This window comes from Brucella pecoris (assembly GCF_006376675.1).
GTDB lineage: Bacteria > Pseudomonadota > Alphaproteobacteria > Rhizobiales > Rhizobiaceae > Brucella > Brucella pecoris.
Map to the genome: position 1 here is coordinate 514,882 of NZ_VEWK01000002.1, position 26,996 is coordinate 541,877.

Here is a 26,996-nt window from a genome sequence, read left to right on the forward strand (position 1 = left end):
CAGCGGCCAAAATAAGGCTTACGGCGGGATATCCACCGTAAGAGAATCACATTCTGTGAATTCTGAAGATCGGGTCTTCAGAGCGCCGTGCGTCCACTTGGACGCACAAAGGACGCTCTAACTTATTAATCTACGCATCGTTCTTTCCGAAAATCGATTACGATTTTCGAGCCGATGCCGTAGCCCGCCCCCGGCGATGTTCGACCAGCATCGACCACGTATAGAGCGCAAGCCCAGCCCAGATCAGCGCGAAAGCACCCAGCTGCGCATTTGAGAACGGCTCGTGGAAGATGAAGATCGCAAAGAAAAACAGCATCGTCGGCGTCATGTACTGCATGAGACCGAGTGTGGTATAACGCAGCAGCTTTGCACCACCCGCATAAAGGATCAGCGGAATAGCCGTGAAAGGTCCGGCCAACAACAACATCGTCACATTGAATGCCGGGCCCGTAGAGAAATGGTCCTGACCGTTTGCGGCGAGCCATAGCACATAGCCGAGCGCCGGAATACACAGGATGAGCACTTCGAGCGTGAAGCCCTGCAGAGGTGGCATGGGCAATGATTTGCGGAAGAAACCATAGAGGCCAAAAGTCAGCGGCAGCGCCAGCGATACCCATGGCAGACCGCCTGCATTGATCGTCAGCAAAAGCACAGCTGCAAAAGCGAACCCGACAGCGACATACTGAACCTTGGTCAGCCTCTCGCCAAGAAACAGACCGCCGAGAACGACATTGAACAGGGGATTGATGTAATAGCCAAGTGCTGCACCCATCACCTGATCGTGGGCAACAGCCCAGACATAGATCGACCAGTTAATGGTGATCAGTCCGGCGGTCAGGGCAGCCATGGCCAGCATGCGCGGCTGGCGCACGGCATTGAGAATATCCTTGAACTGCCCCAACACAAGAAGGAGCGCCAGCGCGACCGGAACCGACCAGATCACACGGTGCGACACGACTTCCATCGCCGGGATGTGACCGAGTGCCTTGAGATAGAACGGGAGAGCGCCCCAGAGCCCATAGGCTCCGATAGCCATCAAAAACCCGCGCGACCCGTCAGACAGGCGCGTATCGGTGATGGTTTGATCGGACATGCCTCTCTCCTCGGCGAACTAGAGCATTTCCAGCACAAGTGTGAAGCGGCTTTGCGTAGGATAATGCGACAAAACAAGTAGTTAGAGTGGTTCCGACGGTTCTGTTAAAAAACGGGGACAACTCTAAAGTTGCTCGCAAGCTGATTACGGCAGGCGAAGCATCGAACTTCACCTGCTATGCGCTCAACAATCCATAAAATCCATTCAATTAAACTGATCGAAGCATCAATCGTCGTGAACAGATGGATTTACTCGGCAGCAGCCAATCCGGCCATCGAACGGTTCTTCATCAGCTTGTAATTGACCGAATCCATCAGGGCCTGGAAGGACGCATCGATGATATTGTCCGACACGCCGACCGTGCGCCAGCGGGCGCCGGTCGCATCCCCGGATTCTATCAGAACGCGGGTGATGGCGGCTGTGCCGCCATTGAGGATACGCACCTTGAAGTCCACCAGTTCAAGATCCTCGATCTCGGCCTGAAAACGCCCAAGATCCTTACGCAACGCAATATCGAGCGCGTTGACCGGACCATGCCCTTCGGCGACCGACATGCGAACCTCGCCATCGACCTCCACCTTGACCACGGCTTCGGAAACGGTCTTCAACATGCCGTTGGCATCGAAACGACGCTCGACAAGGCAGCGGAAGGATTCGACCTTGAAGAATTCCGGCTGCGGCGTCAGCATGTTGCGCGCTAGAAGTTCGAAACTCGCATCCGCGCCTTCATAGGCATAGCCTTCCGCCTCACGCTCCTTGACCAGCGCGATCAACGTGTCGAGACGGACATCGTCCTTCGCAACGCGGATACCCCTGCGTTCCAGTTCGGCGATGAAGTTGGATTTTCCGCCCTGATCCGACACCATAACTCGCCGGCTGTTGCCGACTGTTTCCGGCGGTATATGCTCGTAGGTCTGTGGTTCCTTAAGCAGCGCCGAGGCATGAATTCCGGCTTTGGTCGCAAAAGCGGAAGTACCGGTATAGGGTGCCTGCTCCGTCGGCGGACGGTTCAAAATGTCATCGAAGGCACGCGAGATCCGCGTGATCCCCTTCAGCGCGGCAGGCTTGATACCCAATTCAAAACGCTCGGCCCAATATGGCTTCAACGCAAGTGTCGGGATCAGCGAAACGAGATTGGCGTTGCCGCAGCGTTCGCCGATACCGTTGAGCGTACCCTGCACGTGGCGAACACCCGCATCGATAGCCGCGAGCGAGACGGCAACCGCCTGCTCGGTATCGTTGTGCGCATGGATGCCAAGGCTCTCGCCAGGGACCACTGCCGTCACGGCAGTGACGATTTCGGCCACTTCAGATGGTTGTGTACCGCCATTCGTATCGCACAGCACAACCCAGCGCGCACCGGCTGAATAGGCCGCCTTGGCACAGGCCAGCGCATATTCAGGATTGGCTTTATATCCATCGAAGAAATGCTCACAGTCGACCAGCGCTTCCCGCCCTGCCATGCGTGCTGCGGTGACCGAAGCCGTAATTGACTCCAGATTTTCCTCATTGGTGCAGCCGAGTGCGAGACGGACATGATAGTCCCAGCTTTTGGCGACGAAGCAGACTGCATCGGCTGAAGCCTGCAGCAGACTGGAAAGACCAGGATCGTTGGATGCAGAGACGCCCGCGCGCTTCGTCATGCCGAAGGCCACGAACTTGGCGCGTGCAGTCTGGCGACGCTTGAAGAAGGCTGTGTCAGTCGGGTTGGCACCCGGATAACCACCCTCCACATAATCGACGCCCAGCTCTTCCAGCAACGCGACAATCGACTTCTTGTCTTCCACAGAGAAGTCAATGCCGGGCGTTTGCTGCCCGTCCCGCAGCGTGGTGTCGTAGATATAGATGCGTTCGCGTGCCATTGTGCCTGCCTGTCGGTGGGTCTGCGGTCCGGTCAACCTTGCTGTTGCGGCCAGCTTTCAGTGTCGTAGTCGGGATGCTGATAGGAAATCATGGTTCTTACAAATTCGATGCTCTCCGGATCACGCTCCGTTGCATAGCCGGGAAGGCTTGCAAGTTCCGGCACATAGGGAAGCTGCTTCTCGATGCCCCACTGGACTGTCGGCTCGATTTCCTCCGGCGCATCGAATGCGCCGATGGCGAGCGCGATCCCGTCGGGTGCCTCGTAAGTAAGCGGCGTGCCACACTCAGGACAAAAGCCCCGCTGCACATGATTGGACGAACGGAAGCGCTTAGGCTCGTTGCGCGTCCATTCCAGCTTCGCATCACTTACCGACACCAGAGGCGCATAGAAATTGCCGAACGCTTTCTGACACATGCGACAATGACAGATCGATGCGGAGCCCATCGCACCGTCAACGCGAAAGCGAACCGCACCGCACTGGCAACCGCCGGTATAGATCGGTTTGTTATCAAGCGTCATGTCATCCTCCCTATTCAACAGCCTGTTAGCCTACCACATCCCAACTGGTTGTGCGTTCGCCCGTTGCCGGGTCCTTGCCATCCTTGAGCTGAACACCTTCCTGAAGCAGTTCATCGCGAATGCGGTCAGCCTCGGCCCAGTTTCTCTCATTGATGAAGCGCAGGCGCTCCGCAATACGTGCTTCAATGGCCTCACTATCCACTTCGGCCTTTGCAAAGACCGGAATGTCTTCAGCCGAAACGAAATGCGGATCGAACAGGCCCAACAGAGCCATGCCCTCGCCCAATCCGGCAACATCGCGTGCCTTGAAAGCCTTGCGCAACGCCGTGATTGCCGTCCAGCTGTTCAGATCGTCAGACAGGGCCTCGACGACCTCACCAACTGCAGTCAGCGTTTGCGGCAATTCGAAACCCCTGTCGCGCAGCAAGCCATACCAGCGATGCAGTTCATCGGCAGATTCTGCCAGACGCTGCGCCGTCCAGTTGATCGGCTCGCGATAATGCGTCTGCAACATCGACAGGCGAGCCGCCAGACCGACCCAGCGATCGCGCGCATCGACGTCGTCCCAGACACCCAGTTGCGGCAGACCTTCGTTCAGCACATCGCGAATGGTGATGAAATTGCCGAGCGATTTCGACATCTTCTGCCCTTCGACCTGCAGGAAACCGTTATGCATCCAGATGCTTGCCATCCGCTCGGTGCCAAATGCGCAGCATGATTGCGCGATTTCGTTCTCGTGATGCGGGAAGACGAGATCAATGCCGCCGCCATGAATGTCGAACTGGTTCTTCAGCGGATCATCGCATTTCAGGCCACCGCCAAACGGCTCAAGCAGCTTGGCCATCGACATGGCCGAGCACTCGATATGCCAGCCCGGACGACCCAATACCGAGATCCCCGCTGGAGAGGACCAGCCCGGCTCGCCCTCCTTCGACGGTTTCCACAAGACAAAATCCATTTCGTCCCGCTTGTAGGATGCTACGTCGACGCGGGCGCCTGCCAGCATCTCATCCAGTGAGCGGCGAGCAAGCGCGCCGTAGCGCGGTCCCTTCCGTTCGTTCATTGCGGACGGCGAGAAGAGAACATGATCCTCGGCCACATAGGCCACACCGAGTTTCACCAAACGATCGATCATGGCGCGCATCTCGTCCATGTGCTCGGTTGCACGCGGCTGAACGCTCGGCTGTAGATTGCCGAGCGCGGTTACGTCAGCCTGAAACTGTGCGTTCGTGCTTTCCGTCACCCGACGAATGGCTTCATTGAAGGATAGATCAGGGTAATCGCGCGCGGCGCGTGCATTAATCTTGTCATCGACATCGGTAATGTTGCGCGCATAGGTGACGTGTTCCGCGCCATAGACATAACGCAGCAAACGGAACAACACGTCGAAAACGATCACCGGACGAGCGTTGCCTATATGCGCGAAGTCATAAACCGTCGGTCCGCAGACATACATGCGCACATTGTCGGCATCGATGGGAGAAAACTCCTCTTTCGTGCGGGTCAGCGTGTTGTACAGACGCAGTTGCGGCGCATAAGCCATTGTAAATATTCCCCAAAAAGACCTACTGGAACCGTTCCGCTCAAACAATATGCGGCACTGCTCCAGCTACTGTTTTCACGCATTATCCCACGCAAAACCGCTTCGCACTTTTGCTGGAAATGCTAAGCGCAACTGACCGCAGCCGACTGACCGGGGCGTTATCATCCAATTTTTATGAAAGGGAGACGAAAACGGCCGGGCCAGCAGGCTGCTAGCCAATAATAATCGCACAAATACAAATGATCGTGGTCGGCGTTTTCATGATTGCACTTATCCTCAGAGGGAGTGCCTCCGTCAAGAGCTTTCGCTAAGTGCCTGTTCCAAAAGTCACCCTGCCCTACCGCAAACACCCGGATCGCCGTGTTTGTTGTATTTTTGCAACCCGCGAGCGCCCTCTCCAGCGTTAACCGGAAAACCGCAAAACCGGCTCCAAACAGCCTTCATTCGGTCTCAATCAATCACAAAATGGTGAGCAGGCATTATCGAAAGGAAGGACCAATGTCTAAGAGTGAACTGCAACCTCGCCAAGACCGACTGGTTGATAAATACCGCGAAATCGGACCTGCCGTGCTTGTTGCAGCATTGCTGAACGCAACGCAGCGCAGCAGCGACGGTCGTAACGACAATCGCCGGCGTTCCATTCTCGCCGTCAAGAAGACAGGCTGAAGAAGCTGATATCGTTCAGCGCCTGGAGCATTTCCAGCAAAAGTGCGAAGCGGTTTTGCGTAGGATAATGCGACGAAAAAACCCTTGGAGCGCCGCAGGCTCGGCGATCAAAGTCGGTGGATGCGTAACACATAGCGCCAGTCCAGCAAGACTGGCGGTCACTGTCAGAACATCGAAAGCTGGCCGCCATTTCCGTCATCGGATTCGGGCTTGTTCTTTCGTTTCGGCACTGCACGCTCCGAAGAAGCCTGCTCCTCTACACGTTCCTGCAAATCGGGCGTCGTGTTGGCGACCTTGTTGACCTTGTCCGACACCGGTATCGCTTCAAACAAATCATCCTGCGCCGGACGCATGATATCCGCCACTTCTCGCGGCAGAAACCGCTTGCAATCAAGCCAGCGGGCAAAATCTTCCGGCTGCACGACGACCGGCATCCTTTCATGGATCGGCCGCAACAAGCCGTTTGCGCTTGTCGTCAATATGCCTCCGGTATCGATCTGCGATCCATCCACACTGCTCCATGTCTCGATCAAGCCGCCAAAAGCGACAATGCCGCCCTTGCGCGGCCGCACCCAATAGGCTTGAGCCTTATTCTTCCCTTCACGGCGCCACTCATAGAAGCCCGATGCCGGAATCAAGGCGCGCCGGTGGTTCAGCGCCGCGCGAAACGAATTCTTCTCCGCAGCCGTCTCGGAGCGGATATTGAACATGAGCGGCCAGTCGTTCGGGTCTTTGACCCAGGACGGAACAAACCCCCAGCGCACGAGCATACCGACGCGATCCGGCCTGTTGCTGCCCGGCGGCGGCGTTTCCCCGCCCAGAATGGTCAATATGGGCTGCGTTGGTGCGATATTATATCGTGGAGGAAAATCCTCTGCGATCAATGCGGCCACGAAGGCTTCCAGCTCTTCCCGGCTTGCAGTCAATGAAAAACGTCCACACATAGTGAGCATGTTCAAGCTTTTTGGTGAGCGGTCAAGGGGTGCTTTTCCATAGCCAACTGGTGTAGCTTGAGCATCATGAAAACAGTTCCCGTATTTCCGATTCCAGCCAAGGTTCATGGTGTTTCGCTGATCTGCAGACGCGAAGGGCGGTTTCTTCTGGTCGAGCGCGGGAAAGAGCCGTGGAAAGGCTGGCTTGCTTTTCCGGGTGGAAGTATCGAACTGGGCGAAACGTCCGAACAAGCCGCGATCCGTGAACTCAAGGAAGAAACAGCGCTTGATGCAAAGGCCCTGTCGCACGTCATAACCGTAGATCTGGCGCTTGAGGGGAAAGCGTATGACAAGAGCTATTACCTGTCCGTCTTCCGGGCCTGGCAGGTTTCTGGTCAGGAAGTCGCCGGAGACGATGCTGCATCGATTCACTGGCTGACGATAGAAGAAATGGCGTCTGCAAGGGTGACGGACAGTACCCTCGATGTCGCCCGCGCGGTGGCGGAAAATGAAGACAAGCGCTTGGATATTAATCCTGTTTAGCGATCTGCCTTGAAGAGGCCCCTATTTATAGCAATAGCTCATTTTCAGGTGAGAGGTTTTTGATTGAAAAGCATTCCGTTTTTTCGACCGGCTATCTGCTTCTCGATCGCTTTGTGGGTCGGGGCGGCATCTCCGGCTTTGGCTCAGGACGCGCCCTATGAAGGGAAGATGTTGCGGCTCGCAGAAATTCTCGGCTCGCTTCACTATCTGCGCAATCTTTGCGGCGAAGCTGGCAGCGAATGGCGCGATCGGATGGACGCGATTGTGTCGGCGGAAAAGCCTTCCGAAGCCGAACGGGTACGGCTCATTTCGAGCTTCAACCATGGGTATCGCGTGTTCAGCGACAATTACACCCGCTGCACCCCTTCGGCGCTTGCGGCGATAGATCGCTACATGAAGGAAGGCGAGGACTTGTCGAACGAGATCATCTCGCGCTATGGAAATTAACCAATCATTCACTCTTGTGCGGATTGACAGCATTAGTTCGTTCAAATCCGTGATAATCTGTTAACACTGTCTTAAGAAGGCAGTCACGTTGCAAGGTGGTAGAGCTCCCGCGAAACGGTGAGACACCGGCATTGCAACAGAAAGGCGAAAGCCAGGATGAAGTCTATGGAACATGCACCGGCCGATCTGGACGAAATGATTGCGCGCGAGAAGAAACTCGTCGCAATCGAATATCATAACGAGGCCTGGGCTGACGGTATCTCCGAAGGTATCGAACCGGAAATCCTTGCTGAAGCAGCCTTCACGACGGCGCTTACCGAACTGATCCGCGAAGCAGGCGACGACTGTGCGCTGGAGCTGATCGAGAAAATGCGTGAACAGATCGTAGCGGGAACCTTCCTGCCGCAGCGCATTCTTCAATAGCACTGGTAGAACGCCGGTCGCGGGACCAGACCGGCGCAGCAGTTCCCTCCCGGCGTCCCTCTTCTAGCGCCAAATGTCATTCCCGATCCGGAACTCCGCCTCTCCCCGAACTTTATTGGCCGGGATAATCCTTGCCTGCGGCATCGCCTTGCCTGCCGCTGCCGCCAGTTCATTTGACATTGCACTGGCCGATCAGTCAGATTTCCTGCCACGGCCAGGTGCCCGCGCGGTTGCGGATGAAGGCAACAACCCTTCCCCCATTCCAGCGCCCGGAGCACTTCCTCGCGCGGTGCCACGAGTATCGCCGGACAATGCGCCTGCCCCGGCTGCATCCTCCAAGCCCATGCCGGAAATCCACCGGGATTTCGACAAGCTGCCCGAACCCGTGCGGTTGACGCGTGAACGCATGCTGGAAGCAGCACGTTCCGGTGACATCGAGAAACTGCGACCGCTCCTTGGCGCCGAGGACAAGGCCACCCAACTCTCGCTCGAGGACCACGAGGAAGACGTTATCGATTTTCTCAAATCGCTCTCGGGTGACGAAGCGGGCCGTGAAGTTCTGGCTATCATCGTCGATCTGTTGGATACGGGCTATGTGCATCTGAATGCAGGCAAGGACGACGAGGTTTATGTCTGGCCCTATTTCTACGCCATGCCCCTCGACAGACTGACGCCGCCGCAGATCGTGGAGCTTTTCGAAATCGTCACCGCCGGTGATTTCGAGGATATGAAGAAAGCAGGCGGCTATATCTTCTACAGTATCGGTATCGGGCCGGACGGTAGCTGGCGCTTTTTCACTGCGGGTGAATAGTCAGACCCCGAAACGTACCCGGCTCGGCGGCTCGTTGTAGATGCGTTGCCAGACCCGGCGAAACTGCCGTGCGGAAGCAAAACCCGCTTGCGCCGCTACATTCTCGATATCGAGTTCGGAATTCAAAAGCATCTCGCGCGCAAGGCTGATCTTGAGACGATTGACATAGTCGGTCACCGTCATTCCGGCATATTCATTGAACAGACGCGAGAAGTTGCGCGGACTCGCACCGCCAATATCCGCCAGTCGTTCCACCGACCATTCCGCCGCCGGATCGTGTGCGATGGCATCCTGTGCGCGATGCACGACCGGGTTCATATGGTTCCGTCCCTCGAGCCAAGGCGATAGCTGTGGGTCATTGCCGCTGCGCCGCAAATAAACGACCAGATAACGCGCAACCGCCAGCGCCGTGGCGTGATCGGTCAGTCCGGCAACAATGTGCAGCATCAGATCGATGCCTGCGGTGATGCCCGCGCTCGTCAGCCTTTCACCATCTTCAACGAAGAGCCTGTTTTCATGAACACGCGCGGCTGGGGCCAGCCGTTCAAGTTCGCCAAGCGTCAAATGGTGCGTGGTGCAGGAATAGCCGTCGAGTAATCCCGCGCGCGCTGCGAGCAGCGCACCGGAACAGATCGTCACCAGCCGCACACCGGGACGCACCGCCTGGCGAAGCCATAGAACGATTTCTTTTTCCAGAACGGCATCAGCAGATCGGTCGATCTCCGCATTTCCGAGCGGAATGTCAGCCGCACCCGAAACAATGACCAGTGCGTCATGTGGCAGGGCCTCCGGCAAAGGTTCCACCCCCGCCACCGGCAAGCCAATGGAGCTGAGCGCGGTTGGGGCAGGCCCAATATAATGAACCTCGAACCGCACCTTATGCTGTTCAAGATTTGCCTTGCGCAAAACCTCCAGCGGTCCCGCCACGTCGAGCAGAAGCACACGTGGCGGGATGACGACATAAACCGGAACTATCCGGGTAATGTCCGCATGGTCACTCATGCTGCCTTCCGCTCTCCCGGCGCAGCCAGCGCCTGTTCCACGGTTACAATACGGGCAAAACGATTGGCCAGAACAAGCTCGGTGCGAGCCTTGATATCGGCAGCGCTCCACTCGCGACCGCTTGCGTCCATCATGGGAAAGGTCAAGGTCGCTTCACTGACGAAATCGACATGATATCCAAAATCTGATGCCTGCCGCGTTGTCGTCTCGCAGCATTGCTCGGTGCGAATGCCGGAAACCAGCACGCGGCGGATACCGTTGGCAACTAGCCACACGTCAAGCCCGCTTCCAACCAGTGCGCTGTGACGACGTTTGCGGAAAACTGCATCGGGTTCAATCGACAGGGGCGAAATCGCCTTCACCAGACCCGACGCTTCCGAGAACGGGCCTTCACTCTCGACATGAAAAATCTGCACCACCGGAATACCGGCACGCTTGGCGCCATCGATCAGCGCCTGCTGGCGTTCAATATAGGCACCAACCTCTTCGTCCCGGTAGTAAGGCCGGTGGCGGAATGACTCCTGAGCGTCGATAACCAGCAAAGCTGTATCTTGAGCGGACATTTTTGTTCTCCCGATAAAAGACTATAGGGAGAGAATACGCCTTGCAACCGGGATCAAAAGCCACCTGACGGACAATCAGGGGACAGATCACGCCAATATGTTACAAGCTCCGTATCTTAAAGAAGATCACCAAGCGGAGACGCATATTTCGCTGGCGTAAACTCGACGACATCATAGGTTGCCAGTCCGTGACGCCTGAAAGGGTCAAGCCTCAATATCGCGTCCAGTTCGCTCTTGCTGACCTTACCGCTTGCGAGGATCACGCCGCCGTCTCGTGGATTTTTCGGCCCGGAAGCCAGAAAAACGCCATCCGCATATTGCCGGTCCAGAAACTCCCGATGCGCTTCGAGGTGCCTCCCGATCTCCTCAAGAGGCTTGATGTAGGTCAGGTTGACAACGAACACGAGACGACCTTCAGCGATGCGGCAATGCTTCGAGGAATTCTACCGGCTCGCCCTTGTTGGCGTTCACGATTTCCGCTTCCCACATTACCTTGATGCCACGCACGAAAGTGCCAATCGGCCATCCTGTGACAGTCTTGCCGTGATAGGGCGTCCAGCCAGCCTTCGAACCCGCCTGCTCATGCGTGATCGTTTCGCGGCGCTTCATGTCCACGATGGTCAGATCGGCATCGTAGCCGACCGCGATACGACCCTTGCGGGCCATGCCGAAAATGCGGTTCGGGCCGTGGCTGGAAAGATCGACGAAGCGCTCCAGCGAAAGCCTTCCAGCATTAATATGGTCGAGCATGATCGGCACCAGCGTCTGCACGCCTGTCATGCCCGACGGGGAAGCCGGATAAGGCTTCTGCTTTTCCTCCAGCGTGTGCGGAGCGTGGTCGGAACCGAGCACATCGACGATACCCTGATCGATGCCCTTCCACACGCCGTCGCGGTGACGCTTGTCACGGACAGGCGGGTTCATCTGGATGAGGTTGCCGAGTGTCTTGTAATCGTCTGCCGACAAGGTGAGATGGTGCGGCGTTGCTTCGCAGGTCGCGACATCCTTATGATCTTTGAGGAAGTCGATTTCTTCGGCGGTGGAGATATGCAGCACGTGAATGCGTGCGCCGGTATCGCGGGCGATGCGCACAAGCCGTTCCGTGCACTGAAGTGCTGCAACTTCGTCGCGCCAGACCGGGTGGCTCGACGGATCGCCCTGCACGCGCAGGCCTTCGCGCTCCTTCAACCGGAACTCATCTTCTGAGTGAAAGGCCGCGCGACGGCGCGTATTCTTCAGGATCGAACGAACGCCATCATCGTCTTCAACAAGCAGATCACCGGTGGACGACCCCATGAAAACCTTGATCCCGGCAGCGCCCGGCAAGCGCTCCAGTTCGGCAACGTCGTTTGCATTGTCGCGCGTACCGCCAACCCAGAAAGCGAAATCGCAGTGCATGCGATGGCGGCCACGACGAATCTTGTCTTCCAGCGTCTCGGCGGAAGTGGTGAGCGGCTTGGTGTTCGGCATTTCGAAAACGGAGGTCACCCCACCCAGAACAGCGGCGAGTGAACCGGTCTCGAGATCTTCCTTGTGTTCAAGGCCGGGCTCGCGGAAATGGACCTGGCTATCCACCACGCCGGGCAGAATATGCAGGCCCGTGCAGTCGATCACCTCACCTGCCGTATGTGTGGAAAGAGAGCCTATGGCAGCGATGCGACCATTGCGAATACCGATGTCGCGTTGGCCTATACCGTCGTGATTGACGATGGTTGCACCCTTCAAAATCGTATCGAATGTTTCGGCCATAGTTGTCTCCTGCCAGATTGATAGGACTTGCGAGCCTTTCCATTGGGGCTTACGTAACGAGGGCGCGAAAGGCAAGGACGAAGCGATGACGACGGCAGTTGAAACGGTAAATCTTTCAAACAGGGCTTTGGTTCACATCACGGGCGACGACGCGGAAAAATTCCTGCAGGCCGTGATTACAACCGATCTCGACAAGCTTGGACCGGACGATTTGAAACCGGGAGCATTGCTCGCTCCGCAAGGAAAGATCCTGTTCGACTTTCTCATCTCACGCATTGATGGCGGCTTGCGTTTCGATCTCCCCGCAAGCATTGCCGCTGATTTTATCAAGCGTATCACCCTCTACAGGCTGCGCGCAAAAGCCGAAATAACGCAACTACCAGAATCGCTTGTCAGTGTTTCCTGGCAAACAGAATCACATCCTTCACAGAATGATTCAATCAAGCGGGACAGCCGCTTTCCGACCGAGCTGAACGTACACCGGATTTACGGTCCGGCCGATGGCACGACCGATGAAAGCGCATGGACAAAGCTGCGCGCAGAGTATGGCATAGCGGAAGGCGAAACGGATTTCGCTTATAATGACGTATTCCCGCATGACGTCAATTTCGACCAGACCGGCGGCGTTTCCTTCCCGAAAGGCTGTTTCATCGGGCAGGAAGTCGTGTCGCGCATGCAGCATCGCGGTACGGCTCGGCGGCGCGTTCTGGTGGCACACTCCGATGGAAATCTGCCTCCGATGGGTACGCCTATTACCGTTGATGGGCGCGAGATCGGCACGACAGGAAGCTCCGCTGACACTATCGGCATCGCGCTTGTGCGCATCGATCGCGCCAAGGATGCGATAGATGCGGGTAGTCCGATTCTGGCTGGCGAAACGCCCATAACACTCACCTTGCCGCCTCACGTGCGGTTCGGGTTTCCGGAAGCTGAAGCGGGTAACGCCTGATGGCAAGCGCCGACCGATCTTCCGGCAAGACACGTGCCTGGCAACGCATGTTGTCGGGACGCCGTCTCGACCTGCTTGACCCCTCGCCGCTCGATATTGAAATCGAAGATATTGCTCACGGCCTTGCCCGTGTTGCGCGCTGGAACGGTCAGACTGTTGGTGAGCATGCTTTTTCGGTCGCACAGCATTCGCTGCTCGTGGATCAGATATTCAACCGGCTGGTGCCCGATGCCAGCGTTGAATGGCAGCTATTGTCACTCCTGCACGACGCACCGGAATATGTGATCGGTGACATGATCTCGCCCTTCAAGGCGGTGATGGGTGGCAATTACAAGATAATCGAAACGCGGCTGGAAAACGCAATTCACCTGCGCTTCTCGCTGCCGGTAACTGTGCCTGCGCAGCTCAAGACGCTGATCAAGCGCGCGGATCAGGTTGCCGCTTTCTTTGAAGCCACGCGACTTGCCGGTTTCACCGAGACCGAGGCCGTTAAATATTTCGGGCGCCCGCGTGGCTTCGACCCCGCAGGGCTGGATATCGCACCGCGCCCCACACAAGACGTGCAGATGGATTTCCTGGCGCGATTTGCGGCATTGGACAAGGCACGACACCCCCGATGAGCCGGATCGTCGTGACGCCCTTGTCGCAACTGGCAACACAACTCGCATCGCACCAGCCCAGCCATGTCGTGACGCTTGGAAGCGAGGCCCCGGCGGCTCTGCCTGATGGCTACGATGCCGTCCGTCTGTCGCTGACATTCAACGATATTATCGAATTGCGCGAGGGGTTGGTCGCCCCCGATGAAACCCATGTGCGGGGACTTCTGAACTTCGCGAAGAGCTGGTCCATGGATGCGCCTTTGCTCATCCATTGTTATGCTGGCATTTCTCGTTCTACGGCCGCGGCTTATATCATCGCTTCGGCTTTAAACCCGGCGCTGGATGAAAGCGAGCTTGCCGCGCTTGTTCGCAGCCTGTCACCATCTGCGACGCCGAATATCCGGCTCATATCGCTCGCAGACGAAGTTCTGGGGCGAAACGGACGAATGACTGCGGCCATACGCGCAATCGGACGCGGAGCGGATGCCTTCGAAGGTGAGGTTTTCAGCTTGCCTGCGAGACATTGATCGCTCGCCCGAGAGCATTCAAAAACCCGCCGCGCGCATCAGGCGGTGTTACAGCACGCGGCTCCCAGACATGCCGCATCAGAAAATAGCCGGTCATCGTGAAGGCATGATCGATGTCGTCATAGGACGACGCGCGAACAGCAGTATTGTTGACGAAGCCGGGCAGCAGCAGCAGCTTGTCGGCCCAAGGCGCCCCGGCATCACGGCAGACCGCGCGCCCGGATTTCGGCGACACATAGATCAGGTCTTCCTTGACGCCTGTTGCCGCGCATTTCTTGAGATCAAGGCCGAAGCCCAGCTCTTCAAGCATCATCACTTCGAAACGCAGCACCAGTTCGCCAGAGGCCAACGGATCGTCAAAATGTTCGATGATGAGCCGCAATGTCTCATAGAGGCCGCGATGCGGATCGCGTTCCGGCAGGAGACGCAAATGGGAAGCCGCCAGTTGGATACCGTATAACGCCACTGGCGTTTCGATGAGGCGGGCGGCGGCAAATTCCAGCGGTTCGATGGTAAAACTGCCCATATGCTCGTCCAGCCGCGCCCACCATGTCACGTCCACATGATTGCCCGGCTGTAGCAAAGGCTGCATGCGGCGGGAACGCCCGCCGCGCACCATACCCATATGGCGGCCATGCTCACGGGTCATCACTTCCACGATGGCGCTTGTCTCGCCATGGCGTCGTGTCCCGAGAATTATGCCTTCATCGCGCCATTCCATGGCCGCCAGTCTTATAATTTAGGTTGGAAAATCAAGACCCATTTCACGATAGCGTTCCGGGTCGTTGCCCCAGTTCTCACGCACTTTCACGAAAAGGAAGAGATGAACCGTCTGTTCCAATATCTCGGAGATTTCCTTGCGCGCGGATTGCCCGATTGCCTTGATCGTCTCACCCTTGTGGCCAAGCACGATCTTCTTCTGGCTTTCGCGCTCGACATAGATCACCTGCTCGATGCGGACTGATCCATCCTTGCGCTCTTCCCAGCGTTCGGTTTCCACCGTCGACGAGTAAGGCAGTTCTTCATGCAGGCGCAGATAGAGCTTTTCGCGCGTGATTTCGGCTGCAAGCTGCCGCATCGGCATGTCGGAAATCTGATCTTCCGGATAATACCAAGGACCGTTCGGCACGTTCTCTGCGAGATATTTCGCAAGATCCTTGCAGCCCGATCCGTTCAGCGCCGAGATCATGAAGGTCTGGTCGAATGCGACCAGCTCGTTGGCCTTGCGGGCAAGGTCCAGCAAAACCGGCGGATCGACACGATCAACCTTGTTGAGCACCAGAACTTTCTTCTGGCGCACGTCCTTCATGCTTGAAAGCAGCGCTTCGGCGTTCTCGTTCAAACCGCCTTGCGAATCGAGAAGAACGAGAATGATGTCGGCATCTTTCGCACCGCCCCAGGCCGTGGTGACCATGGCACGGTCGAGCCTGCGCTTCGGCCGGAAAATACCAGGTGTGTCCACCAGGACGATCTGCGCCTGATCTTCAATGAATATGCCGCGCACAAGAGCGCGTGTCGTCTGCACCTTGTGCGTGACGATAGAAACCTTCGTTCCCACAAGCTGGTTGACCAGCGTGGATTTCCCCGCATTCGGCGCCCCGATCAACGCCACGAAGCCGGACCGGGTCTGGCCTGCCTCGTTTTCGCCGTCAGCCGGCGTCGTCCGATTGTTCATTTTTTATCCTTCCAGACGATATTTCCTTGCAGAACGCCGCCGTCCCCTGCGTACGGCATTCCGGATACGACAAAACCGCCGACGAAAGCGACACATCGTAATTGATTGATTATAACCGATCTCGACTTAAAAAACGCCAACTCTTGCATCAAGCGGAATCGTCGCGCTTCCAGACGCCTTCGCGATAAAGCATCGCTTCCGCCGCATTCTGTTCGGCTATTCTTTTGGAACGCCCCTCACCCGTTTCCGTGGCAAAGCCCTTGACCGTAACCTCCACCGCAAACAGCGGATCATGGTCCGGACCGGTGCGGCTTATGATGGCGTATGAAGGATGGACGTTGCCCTGCTGGTGTGCCCATTCCTGCAATTCCGTCTTGGCGTCACGGCGGGCAGCGCCCGTTTGCAGAGACCGCTTCTCCCAGTAGCGCTTGACGAAAGGCCGCACGGCCTCCAGTCCGCCATCGAGATAGATCGTGGCGATCAGTGCTTCGACAACATCGGCGCGGACATTCAAAAGACGCTTGTCATTCAGCGACTTGATATCGGAACCGGTATGGATGAGGTTAGCGAGACCGATCTCATCGGCAATCGCCGCACAGGTTTCTGCGTTCACCAGCGCATTGAGGCGAACCGACAGTTCACCTTCGGATGCGTCCGGAAACTCATCGAACAGCATTTCCGCGACGGTCAGTCCCAGAACGCGGTCACCGAGAAATTCGAGACGTTCATAATTTGCGCGCGATGGCGCCTGCACACTTGAGTGGGTGAGCGCACGATCCAGCCGTTTCAAATTGAGAAAACGGTGTCCGGTGCGCTCCTCCAGGATTGCTGCTGCCTGATTTGCCGAAGCCATTTCAGTTTCCGGTTACAGCTGTATGCGGCGCGGCATTGACTGAACTGAACAGTCGGCCAAAGCGAACATCAGTCGGCCATTTCCAGATTTCCAGCGGGCTCGCCTTGTCGGCAATGGAGAAGAAGATGATGTTTGCGCGCCCGACAAGATTCTCAAACGGAACATAGCCAACGCCGAAACGGCTATCGAGCGAGTTGTCACGATTGTCGCCCATCATGAAGTAATGACCGGCCGGAACCTCGAAAACACGCGTATCGTCACCGATGGAGTTTGGCGACAGATCAAGCGTGTCGTAGGTCACGCCGTCCGGCAAGGTTTCACGATAGACTTCGACGGGGCGGTTCTGTTCGGTGACATCGGGATTGTTGATCGTGCCGATGCGATCGCGCTTGACCGCCTGATCATTGATATAGAGCACACCACCGCGCATCTGCACACGATCACCCGGCAGGCCGATCACGCGCTTGATGTAGTCGACGGAAGGATCGCTCGGCAGCTTGAACACCACCACGTCACCACGCTTCGGTTCGGCACTCCAGATGCGACCTGAAAACAAATCCAGTCCGAACGGCAGTGAATAGCGCGAATAGCCATAGGCATATTTCGAAACAAACAGATAATCGCCTTCGAGAAGCGTGGGGCGCATGGAGCCCGACGGTATGCTGAAAGGCTGGAAAAGAAGGGTGCGGATGACCAGTGCCAGCAGCAGCGCCTGCACGATAACGCTGATGGTTTCGCCAAGGCCGCCGGATTTTTTTGTCTCACTCTTGCTGGACACGCTCATTGTATCTCCGCTTCCGATAACGCGATCTAATAACGACTATGAATGCATGACGCAATCAGGCCACCGGCAGAACGCCGGTTTATCGCACGATTATGAGCAGGAGTTTACCTGTCACAACCACAACTATTTCGTCTCTGTGCCTGATCCAAAAGTCGCTATGCCTTGCTGCAAATGGCATTTTTCTGCGCTTCCGGTGCTCATGTACCTTTAAGTACACTGCGCTCCGGTTCTCGAAAATCACCATTCTCGCTGCGGCCTGACGCATTTTGATTCAGACACTCAGGCAGGGCTTCGATGATCACGAACGCCTGCGCGAGAGGAAAATCATCGGTAATTGTCAGATGTATGGCGGGGCGTGTTCCGGCGGGCAAGAGTTTCTGCAGCTGCTTTGCGGCACCACCGGTCAAATGCATGGTGGGCTTTCCGGAAGGGGCATTGACCACGCCCATGTCCCGCCAGAAAACGCCCTGAGCTATGCCAGTTCCAAGCGCCTTCGCACAGGCTTCCTTCGCCGCAAAGCGCTTTGCATAAGATGCAGCACGCTGCTTGCGCCCGTCCGATTTTTTCTGCTCGACCTCGGTAAAAACCCTGTTGCGAAAGCGATCGCCGTGTCGTTCCAGCGCGCTTTCGACACGACGAATATCGATGAGATCGCTGCCTATACCGACGATCATACTTTCTGAAGCTCCTGTTCGCGGTGCAGGCGATGTTTTTCGGCAAGGCGTTCGATACGGCGACGGCGGAAGGCCGAAACGGCAAACCGGGTAACGAAATAGACCACGACAGCGAATGCTGCGCCCAGAATCGTTGAGCCGAATAGCATCGGCTTCAAAAGCGGCGTCCAGATTTCATCGAAATGCATGGTTTCCAGTGCCCGCCCGAGATGAACTGGCGGAGCATCGTCGATGCTTCCATTCATGATGAAGCGGCCCAGCTCGAATGTGCTGCCCCAGATGAATGGCAGGGTCAGCGGATTGGCAAGCGTCGTGCCAAGTGCCGCGGCGGCAATATTTCCGGCAAGGAAATAGGCCAGCACGATTGCGATGATGAGATGGAAGCCAAAGAAAGGCGTGAACGCCGAAAACACGCCCACGGCCAGACCGGCTGCGACAGCATGAGGCGAGGCAGTGATGCGCAGAATCCGCTTTCCACCGTACCGGAAGGAACGGGAGAAGGAGCGGCGCGGCCAGACCAGAAGCCTTAAGCGCTCTTTTCTGGTCGGAGGATTACGGCGTTGAAACAGCATGCGCTTCTATTAATGCTCTCCCATCGCGGAGACAATTGTTATTATTCGGCCAAAACTGCGGCGTTGTCGCTGCGCTCAAACGGAACAGTGTCCAGTCGAGGCAAATAAAACCGCGGCGAAACACCGAGCATCCTGCGGAACATCGTCGTGAAAGCGGAAACGCTGTCATAACCCAGATCCAGTGCCACGCTCGTCACCGCCTCCCCTTCTGCCAGGCGGGGAACTGCCGCAAAAAGACAGGCCTGCTGGCGCCAGACTGAAAGGCTTACGCCAGTCTCCCGTTGGAAATGCCGGGTGAACGAGCGCCGGCTCATCGCCATCCTGTCCGCCCAGTCATCAATTGTGGCGCGCGAAGAAGGCTTTTTCACGAATTCACGACACAGTTTCTGCAAGCGCGGATCCGATGGAAAAGGCAGGCCCAGCGAGCGTTGCGGCAATGTGTGAAGGTCCCGCAGGATCAGTTCGATTACCAGAGCATCGCGACTATCCGGTTCCGGCGTGCTGTCCTGCGTCGTTGCATCCGTTATGAGGCACGCACCGCATGAGATCGGTAAGCCCGACCACGTGGAGATAATCCGGTACGCCCGAGACGGCATCGACGCAGATGTAAATCGATCGCATAAAGACTTCGCCGAGGATTTCAACCGAGTGCTCCACACCTGCCGGTATCCACATGGCGTGGTCACTGGGAATCATCCAGCGTCCAGCATCCGTCGTCACCAGCACCACTCCTTGTGAGGCGCAGAGAAGTTGTGCCCGGCTATGGCGGTGGCGCGGCACAAAATAGCCGTCGGGATAGCGTGTCGGCAAGGCAATCACTGGCCCGCTCATGCCCTCCAGCATGGCAATACGCTGCTCGTGGAACTTCTGCAGCTCCTCGCTTCCCGGCAGTAAAAGCCCCGGCGGAGACTTTGGTTTCATTGCAGTTCTGCCCTGCGTTTGGCCCACTCTCGAAACTACTGGACCAAATCACGAAAGCGGGCGAGAGGCAATAGTCCTATTAATGGCTTGCTGAGAATGGGTCGCGACATTCGCTGGCGGAATGAATTTGACGTTTGAATCGGACAAGTACCGGTTCAGACGTCAAATTCATGAATTTTCGTTGGTTCCTCATCAACACCCCGTAATTTTCTTGAGGGTCTTGTTTCCTGTTTTCGGATGGTATCTGCAGGAAATATGCCTGAGAGCCTGGATCAAAAAGCGTCATGTGTGTGCGAAAATGGTGATCTTCGAGTACCGGAGCGCAATGTACTTCTAAGCATGGTCCCGAAAAGTTGCAGACTTTTCGGGTAAGACTACGCACCAGAGAAAGCTACATGAGCACCGGAACGCAGACAAATTGCCATTTGCAGCCACACAGGGCGACTTTCGGAACAGGCTCTGAAGACCGGCTTTCATCTTCGGAGAAGTAGTATGAGCATGAGTGCTGCACAGCAGCCATCAAACAGCGGCGCGGATAATACTGTCCTCGCTATTATTCTGGCCACAAGCATGGGCCATTTCCTGAACGACATGATGCAGTCGCTCCTTCCTGCCATCTATCCGATGCTGAAGGATAACTACAGCCTGTCATTCTGGCAGATCGGCCTCCTGACATTCACTTTCCAGATGACGGCATCGATCCTGCAGCCGCTCGTGGGTATCTATACCGACCGCAAGCCGATGCCTTATTCCCTGCCTTTCGGAATGGGCTGTACGCTTGTCGGGCTGATCTTTCTGGCAACGGCACATCACTATTCGATCTTGCTTCTGGGGGCGGCTTTTGTTGGTTTCGGCTCGTCCGTCTTCCATCCGGAAGCAGCTCGCGTGGCGCGTCTGGCCTCGGGCGGGCGTCATGGCTTTGCGCAATCCCTGTTTCAGGTGGGCGGCAATTTCGGCTCGTCGATTGGCCCGCTTCTGGCAGCGTTCATCGTTCTGCCTTTCGGCCAGATCAGCGTGTCATGGTTCTCCGTCGCCGCACTGATCGGCATGATGCTGCTCTGGTATGTCAGCAACTGGTATAATCGCTACCGGATTGCCAATGCCAGCAAGGCGAAGCCCGACAAGACCCTTCCGCTTCCACGCAACAAGGTTCTGGTGTCCGTTGGCGTTCTGGCAATGCTGGTCTTCACCAAGTACATCTACATGGCCAGCCTGACGAGCTACTACACCTTCTACACCATTAGCCATTTCGGCGTGACGGTGCAGGCATCGCAGCTGCTTCTGTTCCTGTTCCTCGGTGCGGTAGCTGCGGGAACGATCATAGGTGGCCCGATCGGCGACAAGATCGGTGCGCGCAAGGTGATCTGGGCATCTATCCTCGGCGTCCTGCCGTTCACGCTGGCCCTGCCCTATGCGAACCTGGAAATGACGGCGATCCTGACGGTTATCATCGGCCTGATCCTCGCCTCGGCCTTCCCGGCAATCGTGGTGTTCGCACAGGAATTGCTGCCGGGACGTGTCGGCATGGTGTCGGGCCTGTTCTTCGGCTTCGCTTTCGGTATGGCCGGTATCGCTGCTGCTGTCCTCGGTATTGTGGCCGATAACAAGGGCATCGAGTATGTTTACAACATCTGCTCGTATCTGCCCCTGCTCGGCCTGCTGACGATTTTCCTGCCTAAGCTGGAAAAGAACCGTCAAGCCTAATCCATATGAAAAGCGCACAGCCCGAAAGCCATTTAAGCTTTCGGGCTGTGCTCAAAATAGTGGAGCACCGCACGTCCCCCAACGGCGGTGCTCCCATGCTACTGACCTTTTGACGGCCCGGTGCAGCAGCATTCTCTTGATAGAGCATCTTCCGCTCTATCTCTTTGTTCCAACGCAAGTTCAGACGGCGAAACTGAAGCCGTGCATCGTCTCCCTGCGAAATTCATCGAAAGCAGCCGCAACCAGACGGATCAGCGGCTTGCCGTCGCTTGTTGCGCTGATGACACCACTGCGGACTTCCACCAGACCATCAGCCACCAGAGGCCGCAACAAGGCCAGCTCGTCGGAAAACTCCACGCCCGGCGCCGTGGTATTCAGATCGACCCGGAAATTGCACATCAGGGCTGTGATGATTCCGGCACGGATACGGTCACTTTCGCGCATGGCATAACCGCGAACCGTTGCAAGGTCGCCCGCTTCAACCCGCTTGGAATATTGCTTCACGTCCGAGATATTCTGGGCATAACCACCGGGGAATTGCGAAATCGATGACGGTCCGAGACCGATCAATGTCTGGCAGCGATCATCCGTATAGCCCTGGAAATTCCGGTGCAGCGTTCCATTGCGCGCAGCGACGGCCAGATTGTCATCCGGCAATGCGTAGTGATCGATCCCCACCGGCTCGTAGCCGAAACCGATGAAGCTGTCCGCCACCACACGTGCCTGAGCGAAGCGCTCGTCAGCATCGGGCAGAAGGCTTGCATCGATCAGGCGCTGATTGGCGCGCCGCTGCGGAAGATGCGCATAGCCATAGCAGGCAACACGGTCAGGCTTGAGCACCGCAACCTTTTCACAAGTCTCACGCAATGTCTCGACGGTCTGCAACGGCAGGCCGTAGATAAGATCGAAGTTGAGGCGATCAATGCCGACTTCCCGCAGCAGAGTTGCAGCCTTAGCAACCGTTTCTATCGGCTGAATGCGACCGATGGCTTTCTGAACCTCGGCATCGACATCCTGTACGCCGAGGCTGGCGCGGTTGACTCCCATGAGCGCAAGCGTTTGCACCAGCTGTGGGGTAACCGTGCGCGGGTCAAGCTCGATGGCGTGTTCCATCTCAGGCGCAAAATCGAACGCAACGCGCAGAGCGGCCAGAATGCTCGTAAACTGACGCGGGTTCAAAATTGAGGGCGTACCACCGCCCCAATGAAGATGGACGACACTGGGCCGTGCTGTCAGGCTCTTGCTGACAGTTTCGATTTCGCTGAGCAAAGAAGTGCAGAAGTTTTCGACCACGTCGTTGCGGACCGCCATCTTGGCATGACAACCGCAATAATGGCAGAGCTGCCGGCAATAAGGCACATGGATGTAAAGGGAGACGCTTTCTTCCGGCCCGATCTGGCGCAACCAACGATGAGTCGTATCGACCCCCACAGGCATGAAATCAGCAGCTGTCGGAAAGGACGTGTATCTGGGAACCGCCAACGCGGCGTAGCGTCTTATCGCTTCTTCATGCATAGCGCGTCCACCTTAAGCGTCGGGCGCTCCGGCGAGGCCCTGCCGGATATGCGCGCACCAGAACCGGGGCGACATTCCGCGGGGCAAGACGGCATGATGCGGCAAGGAAGCCCGCATGCATGACAGCCGATATTGCAATTCCCAGCCACAACAGCACCTGTTTTCCCCATTTTGAACGTGCAATCCTGCAACGGATCGCATCAATCTCTATGATCAGGAATAGGCTGTTCTGCCGGGTGCTGCATTGATTTGAATCAACGGAAATACACCCGGCTTTTAGGGATGGCAGCTTGAATTCAGAGGTTTTCCGGGTCCATTCCGGCAACGGCCGCCAAAGACCGGCGGGACAGGATCTCAACCGTATTGGCGTCAAGCAACTGGATCAGCCCCTGAGTCTTCAGCTTTGTGAAGCTCCGGCTGACAGTTTCAATGGTTAGGCCGAGATAATCGGCAATATCGGTACGGTTCATCGAGAGATGCACCGGGTTCGGCTTCTCGCCGCGCTTTTCAGCCCGCGCGGACAGCACCAGCAGAAAGCTCGCAAGCTTTTCCACCGGTGCAAGGCGCCCGAGAACCAGCTGATGGTCGCGCGCCGTGCGAAGAGCTGCCCGCGTCATCTGGTGCAGACGCTCCTTCAATTTCGGGAAACGCTCCATCAGATCATCCATCTCTCTGGTGGAGAAGGCGCACAAAACCGACGGTACGACCGCTTCAGCAGACTGGGAGTACGTCTCGTCGTCAGCCAGACCGAGATAGTCGCCAGGGAACATGAAACCTGCAATCTGCCGACGTCCATCCGGAAGCGACGTGTAGATTCGCAGCATGCCGGAGGTCAGGCTGAAGACACGGCGCTTCGGCTCCCCCTCTTCCACCAACTGCTCATTGGCATCGAGACGCTTAGACGTCATGATTGCTTCGAGAGCACCGAGATCGCCGTCGTCAAGTGCCGCACAAACCGCCGTTCGTCGGACATCGCAATCCACGCATACCCCACATGGCGCACGGTAAGGCGATCTGGGGTCGAATCTGATAGGCGCTACACTCACGATGGAACCCTGTTTGTGGAAGCTGGAAGAACGTTTTTGCAGTTACCCCTTAAATAGGTAACTAGAACGCGTCCCGCAAAGCGGAATTTCGCCGCAGGGGTGTATCGTCCCCCGCAGCGTTTCAAAAGCCGTCGGTGTACTTGTTTAAATGTTGCGGCTACCGGGCTTCACAGCCGGAATTGCAGCAAGCTCCGGCGGCAATTTATCCGCAGGATAGGCCGGAACTTCATATTCGGCGAGAGCAATCAGCCTCGTGCCAACATCCGCCTTGCCCGCCGAGCGGTCGACGATGCAGGCCGCAGCCACAACTTCAATGCCGAGGTCCTTCATGCAGTCGATCGTTTCGCGTATGGAAAGTCCGGTCGTGACGATATCTTCCACGATAACGACTCGCGCGCCCTTCGGCACATCGAAACGACGCAGGCGGAACACACCGTTCTCGCGCTCTACCCAGACCGACGGAACACGCAGATGGCGTGAAGTTTCGTAGGAGGGAATCAAGCCACCAATTGCCGGACCAACCACATAATCGATAGGTCCAAGATCTGCCGCCTGGATTTTCTCTGCAAGCGCTTTGCATAGCTTTTCCGTCTTGTCGGCATGCATGAAAACACGCGCCTTCTGAAGGAAAACAGGACTGCGCAGGCCTGACGTAAGAATAAAGTGGCCTTCAAGGATCGCTCCCGCTTCGCGGAAGACGGCAAGCACATCTTCGGTGTTCATCTTAGTCCTATCCGTTCACGCGTTTCGCGCCGCTGACGCTCGCGCTTTCTTTCAATTGGGAAATGATACGGTTGAGATGCTTGAGGTCCCAAACCTCGACATCGATAATCATCTCGGTGAAATCCGGTGCGGTGCGTACCATGGAGAGATTGTGAATATTCGCGTCGTTAGCAGCCACGATCTGCGCGATCTCCGCCAGAGAGCCGGGCGAATTGATGGCCGATACGCTGACGCGAGCCGGGAAACGCTCACTCATCTGATCATCGATGTCCCAGCGCACGTCGATCCAACGTTCCGGCTGATCGTCATAGGCTGTCAACGCAGGCGACTGGATCGGATAGATCGTTATACCGGCGCCGGGCTGCAGGATACCGACGATGCGATCTCCTGGCACGGCCCCCTCCGGGGCAAAGCGCACCGGCAAATCCGAGTTGGTGCCGCGTATCGGCAGCGCCTTTTTCCCGGGCTTCGCCACGGCATCCGCATCGGTCTTCGCTGCATCCTCACTGCCCTCAGGCACCTTGAAGATCATGCCGGCAGCGTTCTGGATGTTGAACCAGCCCTTTTCGCCAGTCTTCGCCGGACTATTCTGCGATGTGACGCGTGTGTCCTGATAGTCCGGATAGACCGCCTTGACCACATCGGTGGACGGTAGCTCTCCGCGTCCGACTGCGGCCAACACATCCTCTACATCCTTGCGTGCCAAACGCGGAAGTCCTGGCTTCAGAATATCCTTGCTGAACGGCTTACCGGCACGTTCGAATGCGCGTTCCAGAATGCGCATGCCAAGCCCCGAATACTGTTTGCGGACAGCCGAGCGGGTCGCGCGGCGAATGGCTGCGCGCGCCTTACCGGTTGCAACAAGCGACTCCCATGCCGCAGGGGGAACCTGCGCCTTGGAACGGATGATATCGACCTCATCGCCGTTCTTCAGTTCGGTCATCAACGGCATGATGCGACCATTGACCTTCGCACCGACGCAGCTGTCACCGATATCGGTGTGAACGGCATAGGCGAAATCGATCGGCGTCGCACCACGCGGCAGAGCAATGAGGCGGCCCTTGGGCGTGAAGCAGAAGACCTGATCCTGAAAGAGCTCTAGCTTAGTGTGTTCAAGGAACTCTTCCGGATTATCGCCTTCTGAAAGCTGCTCGATTGTCTGGCGCAGCCATGCATAAGCATTGGTCTCGGTCGACATTTTGTGCGGATTATTGGCGCTGCCACGATCCTTGTAGATCGAGTGGGCTGCGACACCAAACTCCGCAATCTCATCCATTTCGCGTGTGCGAATCTGCAGCTCGATACGCTGGCGCGACGGACCGATGATGGTGGTATGGATCGACCGGTAATCGTTCTGTTTGGGTGTGGAGATATAATCCTTGAACCGGCCTGGAACCATAGACCACGTCGTATGAATGAGACCAAGCGCCCGATAGCAATCCTGCGTCGCGTCGACCATGACACGAAAACCGAAAATGTCGGAAAGCTGCTCGAATGACAGTCCCTTGGTTTCCATCTTGCGGAAAACCGACCACGCCTTTTTCTGGCGGCTCTTCACACTGGCTTTGATGCCGTGCTTCTCGAAAATCTCGGAAAGATCCTTTTCGATCTTCTGCAGCAGCCCACGGTTTTTCTCAAGAAGCTCGGCCAGACGATCCGTTACTGCGCGCCATGCATCCGGATTGATATAACGGAAGGCCAGCTCCTCCAGCTCTTCGCGCATATCCTGCATACCCATGCGGCCAGCGAGCGGCGCATAGATATCCATCGTTTCCTCGGCAATACGCAGGCGCTTGTCTTCCCGCATTACGCCAAGCGTACGCATATTATGCAGGCGATCAGCCAGCTTCACCAGAAGCACGCGGACATCTTCAGAAATGGCAAGCAGAAGTTTGCGCAGGTTTTCCGCCTGCACTGCCTTCTTGGAAACGAGATCGAGCTTTTTGAGCTTGGTCAGCCCTTCAACGAGTTTGCCGATTTCAGGGCCGAAGAGCTGATCGATTTCCTGCCGAGTGGCCGTCGTATCTTCGATCGTGTCGTGCAGGAGCGCGATTGCAATCGTCGCTTCATCCAGATGCATATCGGTGAGGATCGCAGCGACTTCGAGCGGATGGGAGAAATAGGGATCGCCGGAAGCACGTTTCTGACTGCCATGCTTTTGCATGGCATAGACATATGCCTTGTTGAGAAGCGCCTCGTTCACGTCAGGCTTGTATCGCTGAACACGCTCCACAAGCTCATATTGGCGCATCATCTACGAGAACTCCCTTTCGAAACCGGTACTTGTACCTGCACACAT

27 protein-coding genes and 2 pseudogenes are annotated in these 26,996 nt (G+C 56.7%); 9 read left to right on the forward strand and 20 right to left on the reverse strand.

Annotated elements, in window-relative coordinates; all coding sequences use genetic code 11:
• Window positions 1-157: 157 nt before the first annotated feature.
• The 4 genes from rarD to cysS all read right to left on the reverse strand — a co-directional run bounded on the left by rarD (window position 158) and on the right by cysS (window position 5,019).
• Window positions 158-1,093 carry an EamA family transporter RarD gene (gene rarD, locus FIB18_RS05855; protein ID WP_140019844.1) on the reverse strand — a complete coding sequence of 312 codons (936 nt, stop codon included), beginning with the start codon at window positions 1,091-1,093 and terminating at the stop codon, window positions 158-160.
• A 248-nt stretch (window positions 1,094-1,341) separates the two neighbouring features.
• Window positions 1,342-2,955 carry a citramalate synthase gene (cimA, locus tag FIB18_RS05860; RefSeq protein ID WP_109987983.1) on the reverse strand — a complete coding sequence of 538 codons (1,614 nt, stop codon included), beginning with the start codon at window positions 2,953-2,955 and terminating at the stop codon, window positions 1,342-1,344.
• Between the two features lie 32 nt (window positions 2,956-2,987).
• Window positions 2,988-3,476: a GFA family protein gene (locus tag FIB18_RS05865; protein ID WP_109987982.1), complete on the reverse strand. Its 489-nt coding sequence runs from the start codon at window positions 3,474-3,476 to the stop codon at window positions 2,988-2,990.
• A 25-nt stretch (window positions 3,477-3,501) separates the two neighbouring features.
• Window positions 3,502-5,019, reverse strand: a complete 1,518-nt coding sequence (gene cysS / locus FIB18_RS05870) for a cysteine--tRNA ligase (RefSeq protein ID WP_109987981.1) — start codon at window positions 5,017-5,019, stop codon at window positions 3,502-3,504.
• A gap of 498 nt (window positions 5,020-5,517) precedes the next feature.
• On the opposite strand from cysS, the gene FIB18_RS05875 reads away from it, so the two are divergent.
• Window positions 5,518-5,685, forward strand: coding sequence for a hypothetical protein (locus tag FIB18_RS05875; protein ID WP_061347302.1), 168 nt, complete (start codon window positions 5,518-5,520; stop codon window positions 5,683-5,685).
• 164 nt (window positions 5,686-5,849) lie between these two features.
• On the opposite strand, the gene FIB18_RS05885 is transcribed toward FIB18_RS05875, so the two are convergent.
• A complete protein-coding gene (locus FIB18_RS05885) occupies window positions 5,850-6,629 on the reverse strand; it encodes an SOS response-associated peptidase (protein WP_140019950.1) in 780 nt (259 codons plus the stop codon).
• Between the two features lie 75 nt (window positions 6,630-6,704).
• Here FIB18_RS05885 and FIB18_RS05890 point away from each other — a divergent pair, with 75 nt between their 5' ends.
• The 4 genes from FIB18_RS05890 to FIB18_RS05905 all read left to right on the forward strand — a co-directional run bounded on the left by FIB18_RS05890 (window position 6,705) and on the right by FIB18_RS05905 (window position 8,841).
• Entirely contained in the window at window positions 6,705-7,160 is a 456-nt protein-coding gene (locus FIB18_RS05890; protein WP_168436528.1) for an NUDIX hydrolase, read from the forward strand.
• A gap of 72 nt (window positions 7,161-7,232) precedes the next feature.
• Window positions 7,233-7,607, forward strand: a complete 375-nt coding sequence (locus FIB18_RS05895; protein WP_407921848.1) for a TIGR02301 family protein — start codon at window positions 7,233-7,235, stop codon at window positions 7,605-7,607.
• A gap of 156 nt (window positions 7,608-7,763) precedes the next feature.
• Window positions 7,764-8,030 carry a hypothetical protein gene (locus FIB18_RS05900; protein WP_010661652.1) on the forward strand — a complete coding sequence of 89 codons (267 nt, stop codon included), beginning with the start codon at window positions 7,764-7,766 and terminating at the stop codon, window positions 8,028-8,030.
• A gap of 73 nt (window positions 8,031-8,103) precedes the next feature.
• Window positions 8,104-8,841, forward strand: a complete 738-nt coding sequence (locus FIB18_RS05905) for a hypothetical protein (protein WP_140019847.1) — start codon at window positions 8,104-8,106, stop codon at window positions 8,839-8,841.
• Here the strand turns inward: FIB18_RS05905 and FIB18_RS05910 are convergent, their stop codons facing one another.
• The 4 genes from FIB18_RS05910 to FIB18_RS05925 all read right to left on the reverse strand — a co-directional run bounded on the left by FIB18_RS05910 (window position 8,842) and on the right by FIB18_RS05925 (window position 12,155).
• Entirely contained in the window at window positions 8,842-9,843 is a 1,002-nt protein-coding gene (locus tag FIB18_RS05910) for a GlxA family transcriptional regulator (protein WP_140019848.1), read from the reverse strand. It lies immediately after the preceding gene.
• Window positions 9,840-10,406: an isochorismatase family protein gene (locus FIB18_RS05915; protein ID WP_109987977.1), complete on the reverse strand. Its 567-nt coding sequence runs from the start codon at window positions 10,404-10,406 to the stop codon at window positions 9,840-9,842. The genes FIB18_RS05910 and FIB18_RS05915 overlap by 4 nt, the downstream gene beginning before the upstream one ends.
• A 116-nt stretch (window positions 10,407-10,522) precedes the next feature.
• Entirely contained in the window at window positions 10,523-10,810 is a 288-nt protein-coding gene (locus FIB18_RS05920) for a YciI family protein (RefSeq protein WP_109987976.1), read from the reverse strand.
• Window positions 10,811-10,820: 10 nt separating this feature from the next.
• Window positions 10,821-12,155 carry a dihydroorotase gene (locus tag FIB18_RS05925; RefSeq protein ID WP_109987975.1) on the reverse strand — a complete coding sequence of 445 codons (1,335 nt, stop codon included), beginning with the start codon at window positions 12,153-12,155 and terminating at the stop codon, window positions 10,821-10,823.
• A gap of 85 nt (window positions 12,156-12,240) precedes the next feature.
• Between FIB18_RS05925 and ygfZ the strand changes: the two genes are divergently transcribed.
• Genes ygfZ through FIB18_RS05940 form a run of 3 tightly spaced genes read left to right on the forward strand, consistent with a single transcriptional unit; the run spans window position 12,241 to window position 14,230 of the window.
• Window positions 12,241-13,104 (forward strand): CAF17-like 4Fe-4S cluster assembly/insertion protein YgfZ, encoded by an 864-nt coding sequence (gene ygfZ / locus FIB18_RS05930; RefSeq protein ID WP_235894837.1) that lies wholly within the window; start codon window positions 12,241-12,243, stop codon window positions 13,102-13,104.
• Window positions 13,104-13,724 (forward strand): YfbR-like 5'-deoxynucleotidase, encoded by a 621-nt coding sequence (locus tag FIB18_RS05935; protein ID WP_029925250.1) that lies wholly within the window; start codon window positions 13,104-13,106, stop codon window positions 13,722-13,724. The genes ygfZ and FIB18_RS05935 overlap by 1 nt, the downstream gene beginning before the upstream one ends.
• Complete coding sequence (locus FIB18_RS05940; RefSeq protein ID WP_010661644.1) at window positions 13,721-14,230, forward strand: tyrosine phosphatase family protein; 510 nt, start codon at window positions 13,721-13,723, stop codon at window positions 14,228-14,230. The genes FIB18_RS05935 and FIB18_RS05940 overlap by 4 nt, the downstream gene beginning before the upstream one ends.
• Here FIB18_RS05940 and recO read toward each other — a convergent pair.
• The 7 genes and pseudogenes from recO to FIB18_RS05975 form a co-directional block, all read right to left on the reverse strand.
• Complete coding sequence (recO, locus tag FIB18_RS05945) at window positions 14,208-14,951, reverse strand: DNA repair protein RecO (RefSeq protein WP_010661643.1); 744 nt, start codon at window positions 14,949-14,951, stop codon at window positions 14,208-14,210. The two genes, FIB18_RS05940 and recO, sit on opposite strands and share 23 nt — an antisense overlap.
• Before the next feature lie 18 nt (window positions 14,952-14,969).
• The gene (gene era / locus FIB18_RS05950; RefSeq protein WP_010661642.1) at window positions 14,970-15,905 is read right to left on the reverse strand and encodes a GTPase Era; all 936 of its coding nucleotides are present in this window, start codon (window positions 15,903-15,905) and stop codon (window positions 14,970-14,972) included.
• A 148-nt stretch (window positions 15,906-16,053) separates the two neighbouring features.
• Window positions 16,054-16,758, reverse strand: coding sequence for a ribonuclease III (gene rnc / locus FIB18_RS05955; RefSeq protein WP_010661641.1), 705 nt, complete (start codon window positions 16,756-16,758; stop codon window positions 16,054-16,056).
• Between the two features lies 1 nt (window position 16,759).
• Window positions 16,760-17,542 (reverse strand): signal peptidase I, encoded by a 783-nt coding sequence (gene lepB, locus FIB18_RS05960; RefSeq protein WP_010661640.1) that lies wholly within the window; start codon window positions 17,540-17,542, stop codon window positions 16,760-16,762.
• 281 nt (window positions 17,543-17,823) lie between these two features.
• A pseudogene (gene acpS / locus FIB18_RS05965) lies at window positions 17,824-18,216 on the reverse strand (holo-ACP synthase); the annotation flags it as partial.
• Entirely contained in the window at window positions 18,213-18,788 is a 576-nt protein-coding gene (bspA, locus tag FIB18_RS05970) for a type IV secretion system effector BspA (protein ID WP_029925252.1), read from the reverse strand. The gene bspA and the pseudogene acpS, both read right to left, overlap by 4 nt.
• 41 nt (window positions 18,789-18,829) lie before the next feature.
• Window positions 18,830-19,679: pseudogene (locus tag FIB18_RS05975) on the reverse strand (AraC family transcriptional regulator).
• Window positions 19,680-20,201: 522 nt separating this feature from the next.
• Here FIB18_RS05975 and FIB18_RS05980 point away from each other — a divergent pair.
• Window positions 20,202-21,413, forward strand: a complete 1,212-nt coding sequence (locus FIB18_RS05980; RefSeq protein WP_140019849.1) for an MFS transporter — start codon at window positions 20,202-20,204, stop codon at window positions 21,411-21,413.
• 180 nt (window positions 21,414-21,593) lie between these two features.
• On the opposite strand, the gene hemN is transcribed toward FIB18_RS05980, so the two are convergent.
• From hemN to FIB18_RS06000, 4 genes are all read right to left on the reverse strand, one after another.
• Window positions 21,594-22,928 carry an oxygen-independent coproporphyrinogen III oxidase gene (gene hemN, locus FIB18_RS05985; protein ID WP_036585796.1) on the reverse strand — a complete coding sequence of 445 codons (1,335 nt, stop codon included), beginning with the start codon at window positions 22,926-22,928 and terminating at the stop codon, window positions 21,594-21,596.
• Window positions 22,929-23,224: 296 nt separating this feature from the next.
• A complete protein-coding gene (locus tag FIB18_RS05990; RefSeq protein ID WP_140019850.1) occupies window positions 23,225-23,974 on the reverse strand; it encodes a helix-turn-helix domain-containing protein in 750 nt (249 codons plus the stop codon).
• Between the two features lie 144 nt (window positions 23,975-24,118).
• Window positions 24,119-24,697 carry an orotate phosphoribosyltransferase gene (gene pyrE / locus FIB18_RS05995; RefSeq protein WP_036585798.1) on the reverse strand — a complete coding sequence of 193 codons (579 nt, stop codon included), beginning with the start codon at window positions 24,695-24,697 and terminating at the stop codon, window positions 24,119-24,121.
• Window positions 24,698-24,704: 7 nt separating this feature from the next.
• Window positions 24,705-26,951: a RelA/SpoT family protein gene (locus tag FIB18_RS06000; RefSeq protein WP_140019851.1), complete on the reverse strand. Its 2,247-nt coding sequence runs from the start codon at window positions 26,949-26,951 to the stop codon at window positions 24,705-24,707.
• Between the last annotated feature and the right edge of the window lie 45 nt (window positions 26,952-26,996).